Annotated in this window: 14 protein-coding genes; 8 read left to right on the forward strand and 6 right to left on the reverse strand. The window is 63.5% G+C overall.

Features of this window, described 5'->3' with window-relative positions:
* Positions 1 to 1,300: 1,300 nt before the first annotated feature.
* Positions 1,301 to 2,161 carry an RNA ligase family protein gene (locus P9272_RS18925; RefSeq protein WP_278161709.1) on the reverse strand — a complete coding sequence of 287 codons (861 nt, stop codon included), beginning with the start codon at positions 2,159 to 2,161 and terminating at the stop codon, positions 1,301 to 1,303.
* Between P9272_RS18925 and P9272_RS18930 the strand changes: the two genes are divergently transcribed.
* The 4 genes from P9272_RS18930 (at position 2,145) to P9272_RS18945 (ending at position 5,226) form a co-directional block, all read left to right on the forward strand.
* On the forward strand, positions 2,145 to 2,471 hold the full coding sequence (locus P9272_RS18930; RefSeq protein WP_278161710.1) for a hypothetical protein: 327 nt from the start codon (positions 2,145 to 2,147) through the stop codon (positions 2,469 to 2,471). The genes P9272_RS18925 and P9272_RS18930 overlap by 17 nt on opposite strands.
* Positions 2,472 to 2,599: 128 nt before the next feature.
* Positions 2,600 to 2,839, forward strand: coding sequence for a hypothetical protein (locus P9272_RS18935; protein ID WP_128260635.1), 240 nt, complete (start codon positions 2,600 to 2,602; stop codon positions 2,837 to 2,839).
* 365 nt (positions 2,840 to 3,204) lie between these two features.
* On the forward strand, positions 3,205 to 4,281 hold the full coding sequence (locus tag P9272_RS18940; RefSeq protein WP_278161711.1) for a histidinol-phosphate transaminase: 1,077 nt from the start codon (positions 3,205 to 3,207) through the stop codon (positions 4,279 to 4,281).
* A 39-nt stretch (positions 4,282 to 4,320) separates the two neighbouring features.
* Positions 4,321 to 5,226, forward strand: a complete 906-nt coding sequence (locus P9272_RS18945) for an allantoinase PuuE (protein ID WP_278161712.1) — start codon at positions 4,321 to 4,323, stop codon at positions 5,224 to 5,226.
* 57 nt (positions 5,227 to 5,283) lie between these two features.
* On the opposite strand, the gene P9272_RS18950 is transcribed toward P9272_RS18945, so the two are convergent.
* The 5 genes from P9272_RS18950 to P9272_RS18970 form a co-directional block, all read right to left on the reverse strand.
* Positions 5,284 to 5,982, reverse strand: coding sequence for an SMP-30/gluconolactonase/LRE family protein (locus tag P9272_RS18950; RefSeq protein ID WP_278161713.1), 699 nt, complete (start codon positions 5,980 to 5,982; stop codon positions 5,284 to 5,286).
* Complete coding sequence (locus P9272_RS18955) at positions 5,864 to 6,187, reverse strand: hypothetical protein (protein ID WP_278161714.1); 324 nt, start codon at positions 6,185 to 6,187, stop codon at positions 5,864 to 5,866. The genes P9272_RS18950 and P9272_RS18955 overlap by 119 nt, the downstream gene beginning before the upstream one ends.
* A 72-nt stretch (positions 6,188 to 6,259) precedes the next feature.
* Positions 6,260 to 8,677, reverse strand: a complete 2,418-nt coding sequence (locus P9272_RS18960; protein WP_278161715.1) for an FAD-dependent oxidoreductase — start codon at positions 8,675 to 8,677, stop codon at positions 6,260 to 6,262.
* A 145-nt stretch (positions 8,678 to 8,822) separates the two neighbouring features.
* Positions 8,823 to 10,478 (reverse strand): ABC transporter substrate-binding protein, encoded by a 1,656-nt coding sequence (locus P9272_RS18965; protein WP_278161716.1) that lies wholly within the window; start codon positions 10,476 to 10,478, stop codon positions 8,823 to 8,825.
* Positions 10,479 to 10,655: 177 nt separating this feature from the next.
* The gene (locus P9272_RS18970) at positions 10,656 to 11,549 is read right to left on the reverse strand and encodes a LysR substrate-binding domain-containing protein (RefSeq protein ID WP_128260630.1); all 894 of its coding nucleotides are present in this window, start codon (positions 11,547 to 11,549) and stop codon (positions 10,656 to 10,658) included.
* Between the two features lie 170 nt (positions 11,550 to 11,719).
* On the opposite strand from P9272_RS18970, the gene P9272_RS18975 reads away from it, so the two are divergent.
* From P9272_RS18975 to P9272_RS18990, 4 genes are all read left to right on the forward strand, one after another.
* Positions 11,720 to 13,117 carry an MmgE/PrpD family protein gene (locus P9272_RS18975; protein ID WP_278161717.1) on the forward strand — a complete coding sequence of 466 codons (1,398 nt, stop codon included), beginning with the start codon at positions 11,720 to 11,722 and terminating at the stop codon, positions 13,115 to 13,117.
* Positions 13,118 to 13,123: 6 nt separating this feature from the next.
* Positions 13,124 to 14,365 carry an FAD-dependent oxidoreductase gene (locus tag P9272_RS18980; RefSeq protein WP_278161718.1) on the forward strand — a complete coding sequence of 414 codons (1,242 nt, stop codon included), beginning with the start codon at positions 13,124 to 13,126 and terminating at the stop codon, positions 14,363 to 14,365.
* Between the two features lie 3 nt (positions 14,366 to 14,368).
* Positions 14,369 to 14,635 (forward strand): sarcosine oxidase subunit delta, encoded by a 267-nt coding sequence (locus tag P9272_RS18985; protein WP_128260628.1) that lies wholly within the window; start codon positions 14,369 to 14,371, stop codon positions 14,633 to 14,635.
* The coding region (locus P9272_RS18990; RefSeq protein WP_278161719.1) for an FAD-dependent oxidoreductase at positions 14,632 to 15,810 on the forward strand (1,179 nt) is incomplete at its 3' end. The genes P9272_RS18985 and P9272_RS18990, both read left to right, overlap by 4 nt.

Here is a 15,810-nt window from a genome sequence, read left to right on the forward strand (position 1 = left end):
CTTGCTCTCCTTGCAAAGGGCCAAAAGTGTAACCCATCTATCCGGAATGAACTGTCACCCATCTCTCGGGAAGGGCAACAAGCACTTAGCCAACCTGCAAAATCGCCGATTTTGGCGATAGGTACGGTATAGGTACGCCACTCGACTTCGCTAGGCGCCGATTTACACGGGAATCGCCCGAGGGAGAGAAACTGCCATCGAACGCGTTTTGGACGAGCTGATCGAATTGCAGCAAGGCACCGGGATTGGACCCACGCGCCACTTCGATAGCCTGGACGATTCGCCTGGTCGACAGTCTGGTAACGGGAATCGCGATCGGCAAGGGATTGCGATTGGCCGGGTGCTCGTCGGCTAGTCGGTGCTCATTTTCCTTGTCCAACGCCGTACGATACGACCGGCGAGAGGGCTTGCACGATCGGGATATCTTCTATCTCGCCTATCGCGGCCTGCAGCAGCGGTCCAATCAGGTCGCGGCTTATCGGCAAGCTGTACCGTTGTAGGACGAGAATGCTGGCATCCGCCTTGCAAGGCAGGATTGCCGGCTTGACCTCCGGCAGCTCGTCGGGCTTGAGGCAGTTGTTGGGGGCCTCGCCCGGCGAGTTTAAACGAAAGCCGGTGGAACGTAACCAACGTGATATTCGTGCAACTTTGCTAATGCAACCGCCGCTCCAGCCGATTCCCCAACCCCGAGTCGGCTAGACCCGGCGGTTCAACCCAACGCACCCCGACAGAGCGCGGAACTGTCGGCCGCTCGGGCCGCGGCGTCTGGCTCGGGCCGCGCGCAAGTTCATGATCCCTTCAACTCGGCACCTCGTCCTTCGTTCGGATGGCGATGACCCTATGAATTCCTCGTATAAATAACATCAGCCGGTGCCTGGGAGTATCTAGTCGCGCGCCGCCGGTCAGGTCCGGCGTGTGCTGGCCTACCCCGCTAGCTACGCCGGACCGCCAACGCTTGGGGACATGGCGTCCAGCGCTTGCGCTGCTCCGGCGTAATCGCTTGGTTTGTGAATTGGAGATTCCGATCGTCGCGGCCGGCGCCGCGGCACTCGTCGCGTTAGGTGATTTTCAACAGATCCCAACGAAGGCAGGGCTGAACCGGTCCGAACCGCCGCACCAGTTCAGCGACGTCAAGGGTCGAATTGCGCTTTCACGTCAAACAACCGACCGAAAGGCCTGTGCCGGCCGCAAGCTTGCCGTCGAGTGCTTTCTGAGAGCGGACATTCCTCACCCATGACGATCCTCGTGCTGAAAAGGGTCGCCGCACCGATATGGGGTTTGTTCCTGACACATGCCCGCTTCAGGCCGACTCGTCGCGAAAATCTTTGAGAGAGGCATGACGCAACGTATCTTCGCCCTTAAGGAATTTGACGCGGCCGACGAGGCCAGGCTTCAGCCACTCGACCTTCTGCTTCTTCATTCCCTTCGGCGGCGGAGCGCCTACCTTGCCCTGCACGCGGTCCCATAGGGCTTGCCGCTTGTCGGCCTTGAACGTGACGAAGGCGCCGCCCATGTAACGGCCCTTTTCCGCCATCAGCACCATGGCCGGCTTGCCGGCTTCGCGCTGTACGCCGATGATGTCCATCTCGGCTTCGACGTAGCACTTGATCTTCCGCCAGTTCATTGTGGCGCCAGAGCGATAGACGCTATCCAGCCGCTTCGAGACGATGCCCTCGAGGTTTGCTTCGCAAGCAAGGTGATAGACGGCATCGCCAGTGCCCGGCAGGGCTTCCGAGAATTGGATGTGCCGGCCGACCGGAACTAGCGCCTGCAGCACGTCCCTGCGCTCGCTGAGCGGCATGTCGCGAAGGTCCTGGCCATTGAGGTAAAGAAGATCAAAAGCCACCAGGTAGAGGTCCTGTGGCCGCCGCGCGATGGCCGAGCGCAGCGCATGGAAATCGGAAAAACCGGCGTCACTGGTGACGATCATCTCGCCTTCGATGATGAAGCTATCAGCGTTCAGCGCAGCGGCTTCCTTCGCGATCGTCCGGTATTTCTTGGTCCAGTCGATGCCGGTCTTCGTGTGGAGCCGGATGCCGTCCTCGTCCTTGATAAGCTGGGTTCTATACCCGTCGAATTTCACCTCATGCGACCAGCCGTCGCCCTTCGGAGGCTGTTCGACCAGCTCGGGCTCCATCGGCCTGATGAAAGTGAGACGCAACTCACAACCCCAACACAACGCGATTCAAGGCGCGGGCCGCTATCTTGTTCCGGAACATTTTAGCAAAATTGAATGTTTATTTGTTATGGAAAACGAGCTTGCTTGCCGCGCCGCGCTGCACATGATCCGCGCCACGATCGAGGAGTATTGCCCGCCCGGCGTGCTGATGAGCGAGGAGCAGGTGAACGGACACTTCGGCCCGACGGTGCTCGACGAGGCCGAGGCACTGTCGGTTGCGATTGTTGCCACCGTGGAGCGGCTTTCGTTCAACGACACGCCGAAGCCGCCTGCGAGCAGCATCAAGTCCTGAAACGATAAGCCCGACGACCGGAGCGCACGGGCTAAGTGAGGCATTGGCCTGCAAATGGATGATGCTTCATCGAGGCCCGAGCTGTAGGATTGTTGAATTACGAACGAAACTTTGGGGAGGGGCTGCTCATGCAGTCTCTGATTGAAAAGAACAAAAAACCAATTCCACCGTTGACGGGCGAAGAGGAACGCTGGGCGAGGCTCAAAAAAATGATCGGCCTGCGATGCCTGCGGTCTTACAGCTCCGGCCTCCGGTTTGACCCAAGCGCCCAATTTCACGAAGTGATCGATTGTACTGCGTTGCTGGAATGGTCGAATGAAGTCGACGGCGAGGTGACGGGGATTCACATTCGACGAATTCCGATCTAGGAATCTTCGAATGGACCGTGCCTTTGACCACAGACATTGCTGCTGCCCTGAGGCCGCCGCCAGCGCGTTTGCAGGCTCACCACGGCAATGGCGTTGCGCCTGGCTCAAAGCCTCGCCACGGGCCTCGCAATCGGCGTGGGCATAGCGGTCGTCACGCCGTCGCTGGCTGAACATTAGTCATCTTGAATATTTACGGCTGCTGGCGGATGGTATCCTTGAGACCGTGCCATCCCCCACCCTCCTCCGCATGGGCCAAATTCCCTTACCCATTGTGCCGGGGAATTTCGCTTGGCGGCGCTGCCACCATGTCTTAGCCTCCCCCCTCGCAACACCTTGCCGAAGGCCGATAGCCAGATCTCAATGCCGTGCCCCTGAAAGCCACCGCCCATATCGAGGCCATGCCCGCTTTCGCGCTGGCGAATTTCGCCGGTTGCGACCGGCCGACGCTGGCCCAGAACGAGAGCGCCTTCCCGCCCAGTCCCAAAGCCATAGAGGCCGGCCGGAACGCCGTGGCGCGCAGCCACCTTTACCCGGATCCGGACTGGACCTTGCTGCGCGATGCGATCGCCAGGGCCTATGGCGTCGAGCGCGACCTCGTCCTGTGCGGCGCCGGCTCGATGGAGCTGATCGCCTGCACGATCGCGGCCTTCGCCGGTCCCGGCGCGGACGTGCTCGGCACGAGCTACGCCTATAATTTTGCCGCCTCGGCAGCAGCGCGCGTCGGGGCAACCTATGTCAAGGCGGCCGAGCGCGACTATGAAGTCTCGATCGACGCCATCCTGGCGGCGCTCACGCCGGCGACGCGCATCGTCTTCGTCTGCAATCCGGGCAACCCGACCGGCACGCGCATCAGGAACGCGGAGCTGCTGCGTCTGCGCGCGGGGCTTCCCGGCGACGTTCTCCTGATGATCGACCAGGCCTATGGCGAATTCGACGACCAGGATCCGCAGACCGTCTTCGCGCTTGCCGCGCGCGGCGACACCGTCGTCCTGCGCAGTCTGTCCAAGGCATACGGCCTGGCCGGCGCGCGCATCGGCTGGGGGCTGTTTGCGCCCCAGGTCGCCGCCGAAGTGCGCAAGATGCAGAATTCCAACCAGGTCTCGACGGTGAGCCTCGCCATGGCCGTCGCGGCCATCGAGGACCAGGCCTATATGCGCGCAACGGTGGCGCGCACGTCGGACAATCGCGACCGCTTCGCGCAAGGCTTGCGCGCGGCCGGATACGAGGACCCCGAGAGCCGGACGAATTTCGTGCTGGTGCGCTTTGCCGACGCCGCCGCGGCGATGGCGGCCGACAATGCCCTGCGCGGCGCCGACATCATCGTGCGCGGCCTCGCCGGTTACGGCCTCACCGATTGCCTGCGCATCACCGTCGGGCCGCAGGATGTTATGGACCGCACGCTGCGCATCCTGACCGCCCCGCGCGGCCGGCAATGCTGGTAAGGGCTTCATCCGAGGGGATTTCAAGACGTGACGTCAGACATGCCGTACCTGCCCGCCCGCGACTTCATCGGCTATGGCGAGCGGCCTCCGCGGGCTGAGTGGCCGGGCGGCGCGAAGCTGGCGCTCAACATCGTCGTCAATTACGAGGAAGGCGCTGAGTACTCGATCGGCGAAGGCGACGGCGTTTCCGAGACGATCCTGTCCGATCTTGCCGTGTCGCCCGCCGCGCCGGGCTTGCGCAACCGCAACATGGAATCGCTCTACGAATATGGTTCGCGCGTCGGGGTCTGGCGGCTCATCTCGCTTTTCAAGGACAAGGGCGTCATCCCTACTTTCTACGTCGTCGGCCGCGCGCTGGAGCTAAACCCGGCCGCCGGCAAGGCGATAGCAGCGCTCGGCAGCGACATTGTCTGCCATGGCTGGCGCTGGATCGACTATGCGCCGCTCAGCGAAGAGGAAGAGCGCCAGCACATCGCCATGACGGTGGATGTGGTGCGCAAGATCACCGGCATCGATCCCGTGGGCTGGTACACCGGCCGGCCAAGCCTCAACACCCGCCGGCTGGTCACCGAGCATGGCGGCTTCCTGTTCGACTGCGACGACTACAATGACGACCTGCCTTATTTCGTTGATGTCGGCGCCAAGCGCCATCTCGTCGTGCCGCACTCTTTCGACAACAACGACAGCCGCTTTTCCCGCGGCTCAGGCCTGGAGACCGGCAGCCAGTTCTTCGACTATGTCAGCGACGGCGTCGACTGGCTGCTGAAGGAAGGCCAGAAGACCCCGCGCATGATGACGGTATCGCTGCATTGCCGGCTGGCGGCGCGTCCCGGCCGCATGATCGGGCTGGAACGCTTCCTCGACAAGATCACGGCCAATCCCGAAATCTGGGTCTGCCGCCGCTCCGACCTCGCCCGCCACTGGCTGAGCCGCTTCGGCGACTGAGCCAGTCATCGGCGGTTGGTCAGGCGGCGGGCCAGCCTCCACCGCCCGCCGGCCAACCTACTTGTTCGGCACTTCGTAGACCTTGCCGTGCCAAGGTGCTGCATCGATCTGGTCGAGCGCCATCACGTAAAGCATCTTCTCGTCGGGCCCGAAGGCGAAGTTCGGCATCGATGGCGACGGCACCGAAAGCGTGCGCAGAAGCTTGCCGTCCTTGTCGACGACGATGATCTTGCCGGGCGCATCGAGCGAGCGAGGGCTCTGGCCGATATACATCTCGCCCGCCTTGTCCATCTTGATGCCATCAGGCCAGATATGCGGCTGGTTCGGGAAGAGATCGTCGAGCCGCAGGAAGACGCGGCGATTGCTCAGGCTGTGGTCGGACGAAACATCGAATTCGATAATCCTGTTGTCCTCGGTCTCGACCAGAAAGAGGATCTTGCCGTCGTTCGACATCACAAGCCCATTGGCATTGTGCAGGTCGCCGGCGACCTTCTTCACGCTGCCATCCTTGCCGATGTAATAGGCCGAGGCGTCGATCAGCGGACCGCCCTTGCCGGAGCCGGTGAAATAGACGCCGCCGTCCTTGTCGGGCGCGAAATCGTTCGGCCCGCTGAACGGCTTTCCGTCCGTGTCCCTGTCATAGGCCGGCAGCGTCTTGCCGTCGGCCACAGATGCGGCCGATCGTGTTGTTGTCGTAGCAGGTGACGAGGAACTCGCCGGTTGTCGTCGGCAGCACCGCCGACGGGCCGCAGCCATCCATTTTCCAGAAAATGTCGTTCTTCTTGCCGTCCCAGACAGTGACCGTGCCGCGGCCATACTCGACGTAGAAGAGCTTGTCTTGATACCAGATCGGACCTTCAGCGAACCACGCATCGTTGTTGATCACTTTGACGTCGGCCGCCTGCGCGGCGGACGAAAGGATCAGGGCAAGCATCGTGCCCAGCAAATGTCGTCTGATCATGCGATTCCCCTCTGTTTTGGTTGTTGGAGGTCCTCGTCGATACTGGTGATCCCAGTAGAGAGGCTTTGCGGCTTACGAGCGCAGCCGCTTGCCTTCCGGGTCGAAGGGCGGATGGGCGAGCAGCACCGCGTCATGCGGCCTGCCCAGTATGGCGACGGTCACCTTGTCGCCGGCCTTGGCGGTTCCCGCCTTGACATAGCCCATCGCCAGCGACTGCTCGACGAAATAGCCATAGGCGCCCGACGACACCTGGCCGATCGGCGTGCCGTCCGGCAGGAAGATCGGCTCGCCTCCCGTGGCGTCGGCATCCTTGGCCGAGACGGAAAGCATGATCAGTTCGTCGCGCGCCGGCTTGTCGGCGACGGCGAGATAGGCATCACGGTTGAGGAATTGCTTGTCCGTCTTGATCAGCCTGTCGAGCTTGACCTCCTGCGGCCAGTATTCCGGCGAGTATTCGCGGCTCCAGCTGCCGTAGCCCTTCTCGACGCGTAGCGACATCAGCGCCCGCGAGCCGACCGGCCCGGCGCCGACCTCCGCGCCGGCCTTGAGCAGCGCGCTGTAGAGCTCGACCTGGTCGGCCGCCTTGCAATGCAGCTCCCAGCCGAGATCGCCGGTGAAGGAGACCCTGAGCGCCACGACATCGACGCCGGCCACGGTGATCTGGCGCGAGCGCATGAAGGGGAAGGCCTCGTTCGACAGGTCGTCATTGGTGAGCCGCTGCAGCAGCTCGCGCGATTTCGGCCCGGCGACATTGAAGCCGCCGAGCTCCTCGGTGCGGGAGCGGAAGGTCGTGCCTTCCGGCAGCGGCACCGATTTGAAGAAGCGCACATGAAAACGCTCGGCCATACCCGAGCCGATCACCATGAACTCGTCCTCCGCCAGTCTGGTCACGGTGAAGTCGCCGGCGATGCCGCCACGCTTGCCGATCAGCGGCGTGAGACAAGAATTGCCGACCTTGGTCGGCATGCGGTTGGCGAACACCGCGTTCAGCCAGGCTTCCGCGCCTGGACCTTTCACCTCGTATTTGGCGAAATTGGAGATGTCGATGATGCCGGCATGCTCGCGCAGCATGCGTGCCTCGCGACCCACCGGCCCCCACCAATTCTGGCGCGTGAAGCCGACGGTCTCCTCGCGCGGCTCACCTTCTGCCGCAAACCACAGCGGATGCTCCCAGCCGAAATTGAGGCCGAACACGGCGCCCATTTCCTTTTGCATTTCGTAAGCCGGCCTGGTGCGCACAGGGCGGCCGGCGGCGCGCTCCTCGTTCGGGAAATGTATCTTGAAGCGATGGCTGTACTGGTCCTGCACGCGCGCCTTGGTGAAGGCCTTGCCGGCCCAGTGCCCGAAGCGCGCCATGTCCCAGCCGAACATGTCGAGCGAAGGCTCACCCTCGATCATCCATTCGGCCGCGAGCTTGCCCATGCCCCCCGATTGCGAGAAGCCGGGGATGATGCCGTTGCAGCAGAAATAGTTGCTGAGCTCCGGCACCGGCCCGAACAGCACGGCGCTGTCCGGCGACCAGATCATCGGACCGTTGATCACCTTCTTGACGCCGGCGGTGGCGGCCGCCGGAACACGCTGAACGGCGCGCATCATGTTTTCCTCGATGCGGTCGAGATCGTCGGGAAACAGCTCGTGGCCGAAATCCAGCGGCGTGCCTTCCTCGGCCCAGAACTTCATGTTGCGCTCATAGGCACCGATCAGCAGCCCGAGGCCCTCCTGGCGCAGGTAATATTCGCCGTCGCGATCGGCGACCGACGGCAGGCGCCGGCCCATGGTGGCGATTTCGGGAATGGTCTCGGTGACGAAATACTGATGCTCGGTCGGGATCAGCGGCAGTTGCAGCCCGGCCATGGCGGCGACCTCCCTGCCCCACAGGCCGGCGGCGTTGACCACCCATTGCGTGCGGATGTCGCCCTTCGGCGTGCGCACGATCCAGCTGCCGTCCGCTTGAGCCTCGGTCGCCGTGACCGGGGTGAAGCGATGGATCTCGGCGCCGCGCTGGCGCGCGCCGGCGGCATAAGCAGCGGTGACGCCAGACGGATCGACATTGCCGCCTTCAGGTTCGTACATGATGCAGCGTATGCCGTCGAAATCGACCAGCGGATGCAGCCGCTCCGCCTCGTCGCGGCCGACCTCGTAAAAATTCATCTTGTAGCGCCGCGCCTTGGCCTCCTGCAGCCTGAGCTGATGCTCGCGCGCTTCGGTCTGGGCGAGATAGAGCGAGCCCGGCTGGAAGATGCCGCAGCCCTGGCCGGTCTCGGCTTCCAGTTCCTTGTAGAGCGCCATCGTGTAATGCTGAAGCCGGCTGATGTTGGTGGAATCATGCAAGCCGTGGATGTTGGCGGCCGCGTGCCAGGTCGAGCCGGAGGTCAGCTCGCTGCGTTCCAAAAGCACGACATCCGTCCAACCGAACTTGGCGAGATGATAGAGGATCGAACAGCCGATCAGACCCCCGCCAATGACGACGGCTTGTGCATGAGTGCGCATGGTGAGCTTTCTTCCCTTTGTTCGGCGACTTGCTTCGCGCTCCTCGGCAGCGCTTTGGGATTTCATTTAGCTGACTGATCGATCGCAGTCGCCGGTCAATTCAGGGGCGCAGATGCGCCCCTGAATTGGTGCCTGAGCCTCCGGTCTAGGCCTTGTCCAGCCAGACCTTGTCCAGTTGCAGCTCGAAGGTCTGGTGCATGCCGAGGTTCTTCACATAGGCGGCATGGTGACGGTAGAGCGAGCGCCAGAACGCCTGGACGAGAATGCCGGAGTCCTGCAGGATGAACTCCACCTCCTTCATCAGTTCCTTGCGCTTGGCTGGGTCGGGGATTGCCATCGCCTCGTTGAGCTTCTTGTCGAAATCCGGATTGGCGTAGCCGGACTCGTTCCAGGCCTCGCCGCTGCGATAGGCGATCGCCAGCACCTGCACACCCAGCGGCCGCATGCCCCAGTCCGTGGTCGACCACGGGTATTTCGTCCAGTCGTTCCAGAAGGACGAGCCCGGGATGATGGTGCGCTTGACCTTGAAGCCGGCGTCGCGCATCTGCGCGGCGACGACATCGGCCGGGTCCTTCACATAGTCGGCATCGTAGGAGATCAGCTCGAACTCGTGATCCGTCTGGCCGGCCTCAGCCAACAGCGCCTTTGCCTTGGCCAAGTCGCGCGGAACCTTGGGCAGCGCGTAATATTCCGGATGGATCGGGCAGACATGATGGTTCTCGGCGACTTGGCCGAGGCCGCTGTAACCGAGCTTCAGCACCGTCTCATTGTCGACCGCGAGCTGTATGGCGTTGCGTACCCGCTTGTCGTCGTAGGGCTTGTTGGTCACGTTGGTGCGCAGCACGATCGTGCCGGCGGTGACGACCTGCTCCTTGACCAGGCCCATGCTGTCATAGAGGTCGACGGTGCCGCCGACCGTCTGATAGTTGCAGTCGATCTCGCCGGCCTCGAAGGCGCTGCCGATGGCGGGGTTCGAGGCGTCCGATCCGTAGTCGACCCAGTCGACGCCGTCGAGATAGGGCTCGCCGCCGAACCAGGTGAAGTCCTTCCGCCGCCGCACCGAAGCCGACTCGCCGACCTTGTAGGAGATCAGCTCATAGGGGCCGGTGCCGGGCGTCTTAAGCATATTGGCGCCATTCTTGTCGAAGTCGCGATGGACGATGACCGCCGGATAGTCGGAAAAGCCCGGAATGATGGTGACATCCGACTGGCGGCATTTCAGCTTGACCGTATGGTCGTCGACCTTGGTGATGGCGCCGGCGGCGGCCTTCTTGGTGGCGGGATCGATCAGCGAACTCATGCGGCCGGCCATCGAATTGCCTTCGGCCGTCTTATCGCACCAGCGCCCGATATTGTAGACGATGTCGTCGGCATTGAAGTCGTCGCCGTTCGACCATTTCACGCCCTTGCGCAGATGCAGCGTGTATTCGGTGGCGTCGTCGCTCACCTCCCAGCTCTCGACCAGATGGCCCTCGAAGGTGAAGTCGGTTGTGTAGCGGATCATGTAGTCGTTGCATTGACGCATGACATTGGCGATCTCCGACCAGTCCCAGGCGCGCGGATCCTTCATGTCCTTGATGATCATCTGCATCTTCAGGATGCCGCCCTTCTTGCCGGGCAACGGAGCGGCGGCCTTGGCCGGCTCGATCCCCGCCATCGAATAGGCGAGCGCCGTGGAAGCGCCCATCACGCTTGCCATGGCTAGGAATTCGCGGCGGTCCATCCCGCCTTTTTTGACTTCGGCTGCGTAGCTTTCGATGACCGCCGGGACGCGGTCACCGTTGCTCTTGAACATTGTCATCGTTGTTCTCCGGTTCAGGGCTTTCCGCCCGTTGCATTCCCCTTGCACCACGCATGTTAGGGGCGATGCAAAAATCTCGGAAGGGCTCGGCCCTTCCCGAACCGCAGAAAACCGGCCTTTAAGCCCTAAAAAAACAATGCCATTGGCTCGCCAAATTTTCGAAGGGCGCGGACAGCCTCAAGGTCGTGCGGCGTCTTCCCTGGCCCGAGAAAGAATCCATTCCCTGACAATGCGGGCGATGTTTCCCTTCGAAAGCTGGCTCTCGGTGAGATAGTAATTCCAGGGGCTTGGCGGCCGCACCGGAAACGGCTCGACGAGCAGCCCGCGGCGCATATAGGCATGCGCGAGCGAGCGCTGCGTGGCGACCAGGCCGGCCCCCATCGCGGCGAGCTCGAGCGCGATGTTGGAGGCATTGGTCGACAGGCCCTTGTCGTGATCCTCCAGGTCAACGCCAAGCGCCTCGGTGACAACCTGCCAGTATTCCTGGCGGCCATGCACGAAGATCCAATCCACCTTGAGCATGTCCTGCGGCGTCTTAAGCGCATGCTCGCCCTCGAGCGTGCCGGGAGCGCAGAGCAGCACCAATTCGTCGTTCCAGAGCGGGGTCGCCGCAGGCGGTCGGTCGTCGAAGCGCCGGGTCGAGATGGTGATGTCGGCGATCTGCTCGCTCAAGTCTTCCCAGATCGTGCCGTGCAGCACGATCTCGATCTCGGGATGCTTCTTGCGGAACGCGGCCATGCAGCCCGCCAGCCAGTTTTCCGCCAGGCTCATCGGGCAGGAGACGACCACCGTGCGGTTGCGCGAGGACGCGACGATCGCCTCGGTCGCCTGGTCGATCTGGTCGAGCGCCTGGCGCAAGGTCGGCAGGAACGCCTCCCCCATCTCGGTGAGCTTCAGGCTGCGCGGATAACGGATGAACAGCTGCCGGCCGATATAATGTTCGAGCGCCCGCACATGCGTGCTGACCGCGGCTTGCGTGTAGCCCAGTTCCTTGGCCGCCGTGGTGAAGCTCAAATGGCGGGCGGAGCTCTCGAACGAGCGGATATAGTTCAAGGGGGGTGGCGGCTTCATCCCGGTCTCCAACTGCGTAGTGTCCATAGCTATCGCATGGGCGGCCGGCCATTCAATCGCAGACAGGCGACATGGCATCAATATTTTTGGCCAAAGCCGCCAAACTAATCGCGTGCCTGCGCGATGAACCCAATTTATTGATGTTGTGAGAAGACAGGGGAGATAAGCGCGTGGCTGTGCCGTCATACCGGCGTGAGGGGCCTGTCGTCAGTTCCGATACGCTCACGCGCCTTGCCGATTTCGTGCTGCGGCGTCCCGCTTACGTCTTCCCTCAACCGGTGCTGGAACAGGCGCGCTACCTCCTGCTCGACACGCTCGGCATCGCCGTCGCCGCCGGACCGATGGAAGCAGGCCGGATCGCGCGCGACGTGGCCGTGCTTCTCTATGGTTCGAACGATCCGCAATACTCAGCCCGCATGCTGTTCGACGGGCGGCGCGCCAGCATTGCCGGCGCGGCCTATGCCGTCGCCACGCAGACCGACAATCTCGACGGCCATGACGGCTACAGCCCGACCAAGGGCCATATCGGCGTCGCGGTCGTGCCGGCGCTTGCAGCGCTCGCCGAAGCAAGGCCCGACCTTGCGGGGCCGGAGGCACTGGCGTCCCTGGTCGTCGGTTACGAAGTCGCCGGCCGGGCCGGCATCGCCTTGCATGCGACGGTAAGCGACTATCACACCTCCGGCGCCTGGAATGCCTTGGGCGTGGCGGCGGTAGCGGCACGCCTGCGGCGGCTCGACGAAACGCAGTTGCGCGAGGCGCTTGGCATTGCCGAGTATCACGGCCCCCGCAGTCAGATGATGCGCGAGATCGCCACGCCGACCATGCTTCATGATGGCTCAGGCCCCGGCGCCCTCATTGGCCTTTCGGCGGCGGTGCTTGCCGAACGCGGCTTCACCGGCGCGCCGGCGATCACGGTGGAGGCGCCGGAAGTCGCAACGCATTGGCAGGATCTCGGCGTCTTCTGGCAGTCCCTTCACCAGTATGTGAAGCCTTATCCGATCTGCCGCTGGGCACATGCCGCGATCGACGCGGTGCGTGGACTTTGCCTGTCGCACAATCTCGGTGCCTCCGACATCGCCCATGTCCAGGTCAACAGCTTTCACTATGCGGCGACGCTGTTCGACGGCATGCCGGACACGACCTCGAAGGCGCAGTACAGCCTGCGCTTCGCCGTCGCGACCTTCATCATCCACCGGCGCATCGGGCTCGAGCATATTTCCGGCGCCGCCCTTGCGGACGCCGCGGTCGCCGACATGCTGACGCGCATCACCGTGACCGAAACAGAGCGGCACAGCGCCCGCTTCCCGGCCGGCCGCTGGGCCGATGTCGTCATCACGACCAATGATGGACGCGTGCTGATGTCGGGCGACGTGCATGCGCGCGGCGGCCCGGAAGCGCCGATGACCAGGCAGGACCTCGAGGCAAAATACATGCAATTCGCTGTGCCCGTGCTCGGACCCGGCCGCGCCGCGGCGATCCGCGACGCGGTGCTTTCGCTCAACGACCGCGACAGCCGCTTCTCCGATCTCTCGGCGCTGATCTACGATCCTCCCAAGGCTTCGAGCTGAGCCGCAATGCCCCTCAAGCTCCTGAAATATGGTCTCAGCCGGGACTATCCGGTCAGCGGCGACATCCCCGCTACGCCCGGGCTGAAGCCGGCCTATGATGTCGTCATCATCGGCGGCGGTGGACATGGACTGTCCTGCGCGCATCACCTTGCAAAGTACCACGGCATACGCAGCATCGCGGTGCTGGAAAAAGGCTACCTCGCTGGCGGCAACACGGCGCGCAACACCACCACCATCCGCTCCAACTACATCACGCCGGAAGGCATCGCCTTCTATAAAGAAGGCGTCGAGCTGTTCGAGCGCCTGTCGCAAGAACTCGACTTCAACGTCATGTTCTCGCAGCGCGGCCAGCTCACTCTGGCGCATACCGAGGCGACGATGCGTAGCTTCCATTTGCGCGCCGAAATGGGCAAGCATATGGGCACGCGCACCGAGGTCGTCGACCAAAAGGGCGTCGAGGAGCTCTGCCCGCTCATCAACATGGACTATGGCGGCCCGCTCGAAATCCTCGGCGGGCTCTGGCATGCCGACGGCGGAACGGCGCGCCACGACGCCGTCGCCTGGGGCTACGCCGCCCAGGCGTCGCGCCGCGGCGTCGAGATCCACCAGCGCACCGAGGTGCAAGGCTTCGAGGTCGTCGGCGACCGCGTCCAGGCCGTCACGACGAGCAGGGGCCGCGTCGCCTGCGGCCAGGTGCTGATCGCCACCGGCGGCATGAACTACGACGTGGCGCTGATGGCCGGCATCGAGCTTCCTATCCGCTGCTATCCCCTGCAGGCGATGGTCACCCAGCCCCTGAAGCCTTGGCTGCACACGCTGGTCTCGTCGGTCTCGCTGCACACCTATCTCGTGCAGTCCTCGCGCGGCGAGGTGGTCATCGGCGGCGGCTCCGATCCCTACCAGCTCTATTCGACTCGCTCGACGCTAGACATGAAGGAGCACCTCGCCGAAGGCGCCGTCCACCTCTTTCCTTTCCTGCAAGGCGTGCGGTTGCTGAGGCAATGGGCCGGCATCACCGACATGACGCCGGACTACAGCCCGATCATGGGCGCCAGCCCGCTTGCCAATCTGTGGCTCGACTGCGGCTGGGGCACCTGGGGCTTCAAGGCGACGCCTGTCGCGGGAAAGCGCATGGCACAGACGATTGCCGAGGGCCGCGTGCCCGACATCCTCAAACCCTTTGCATTGGAGCGCTTCGAAACCTTCCGGCTGCTCAATGAAATGGGCGCAACGGCGGCGAGCCATTAAGCGATGAAACTGCTCACCTGCCCCATGAACGGCCCGCGCAACATCGACGAGTTTCAGTGCTTCGGACCGGTGCGCGCAAGGCCCGATCCGAATGCAACCGCCGACAGGGATTGGTCGCGGCATCTGTTCCGCGCCGAGAACCGTAAGGGCATAGTGGTCGAATGGTGGCGGCACGTGCCGAGCAATTATTTCTTCCTGGCTGAGCGCGATCTCGTCAGCAACGAGATCATCCGCACCTTCGACGCTCCGCAACTGCGGGACCGCGCATGAACCGGCTGCCCGCCCCTTTCGGAAGCCGGATCGACCGAAGCCGCCGCATCCGCTTCAGCTTCGAGGGCAAGCCTTTTGAAGGCTATGAAGGCGACAGCATCGCCAGCGCGCTCGCCGCGTCCGGCCAATGGGTGCTGTCGCGCTCGTTCAAATACCATCGCCCGCGCGGCATCCTGTCGATGACCGGGGCCGACGCCAACGCTCTTGTGCAATTGCCGTTCGAGCCGAACGCCGCCGCCGAGCGCACGCCGATCAGCGAAGGGCTGCGGGTCAGCGCCCAGAACGTCAACGGCTCGCTCGAGCGCGACCGCGACGCCATCATGGACACGCTCGGCCGCTTCCTGCCGGTCGGGTTCTACTACCGTACCTTCATGGGTCCGCGCCGCGACAGCTGGCTGAAATTCTGGGAGCCGATCATCCGCCGCAAGGCCGGCCTGGGCGTGGTCGACACCAAGGCTCCGCACCGGCATTTCGACAAGACGCACCTGCATTGCGACGTGCTCGTCGTCGGCGCCGGCCCTGCAGGATTGAGCGCCGCAATCGCCGCCGCCGAAGCCGGTGCCGATGTGGTGCTGTGCGACGAGAATCCGGAGATCGGCGGCGCGTTGAGCTTTGGTCGCCACGATCCGACCGTCCTCTCCGGCCTGTCATCGCGGCTGGCCACGCTGCCCAATCTCAAGGTGCTGACCGGCACCGTCTGCAATGGCTGGTACGAGGACAACTGGCTGCCGCTGATCCAGGGCAACCGGCTCTATCGCACGCGCGCCCGGGAAGTGATCCTGGCGACCGGCGCGATCGAGCAGCCGGCCGTCTTCCGCAACAATGACCTGCCGGGGATCATGCTCGGCGGTGCTGCCCAGCGTTTGATCCGGCACTATGGCGTGCGACCCGGCCAGAGCGCGGTTGTGCTCGCCGCCAATGACGAGGGCTACCGGACGGCGCTCGATCTGCTGGATGCCGGCGTATCGGTCGTCGAGCTTGTCGATCCGAGATCCTCCGGTGAGGCCGGTCCGTTGGAAGCCGAGCTCCGCGGCGGGGGCGTCGCCATTCGGAAAGGCGCAACCGTGGAGGCAGCGGAGGGCACGGCCGGAAACCACCATCTTGCCCGTGTCCGCATCGGTGGAAGCTGGATCGCCTGCGACCTGCTGACGGTTTCGATCGGCCAGGCGCCGGCG

The organism is Mesorhizobium sp. WSM4976 (assembly GCF_029625685.1).
In the GTDB taxonomy this organism is placed as follows: domain Bacteria; phylum Pseudomonadota; class Alphaproteobacteria; order Rhizobiales; family Rhizobiaceae; genus Mesorhizobium.

Bases quoted from the DNA above. Each gene is read 5' to 3' on its own strand.
- P9272_RS18980 (WP_278161718.1), top strand. From the start codon at position 13,124: ATGCCCCTCAAGCTCCTGAAATATGGTCTCAGCCGGGACTATCCGGTC.
- P9272_RS18965 (WP_278161716.1), bottom strand. From the start codon at position 10,478: ATGACAATGTTCAAGAGCAACGGTGACCGCGTCCCGGCGGTCATCGAA.
- P9272_RS18985 (WP_128260628.1), top strand. From the start codon at position 14,369: ATGAAACTGCTCACCTGCCCCATGAACGGCCCGCGCAACATCGACGAG.
- P9272_RS18935 (WP_128260635.1), top strand. From the start codon at position 2,600: ATGCAGTCTCTGATTGAAAAGAACAAAAAACCAATTCCACCGTTGACG.
- P9272_RS18950 (WP_278161713.1), bottom strand. From the start codon at position 5,982: ATGGCTGCGGCCCGTCGGCGGTGCTGCCGACGACAACCGGCGAGTTCC.
- P9272_RS18960 (WP_278161715.1), bottom strand. From the start codon at position 8,677: ATGCGCACTCATGCACAAGCCGTCGTCATTGGCGGGGGTCTGATCGGC.
- P9272_RS18970 (WP_128260630.1), bottom strand. From the start codon at position 11,549: ATGAAGCCGCCACCCCCCTTGAACTATATCCGCTCGTTCGAGAGCTCC.
- P9272_RS18945 (WP_278161712.1), top strand. From the start codon at position 4,321: ATGCCGTACCTGCCCGCCCGCGACTTCATCGGCTATGGCGAGCGGCCT.
- P9272_RS18930 (WP_278161710.1), top strand. From the start codon at position 2,145: ATGAAAGTGAGACGCAACTCACAACCCCAACACAACGCGATTCAAGGC.
- P9272_RS18955 (WP_278161714.1), bottom strand. From the start codon at position 6,187: ATGATCAGACGACATTTGCTGGGCACGATGCTTGCCCTGATCCTTTCG.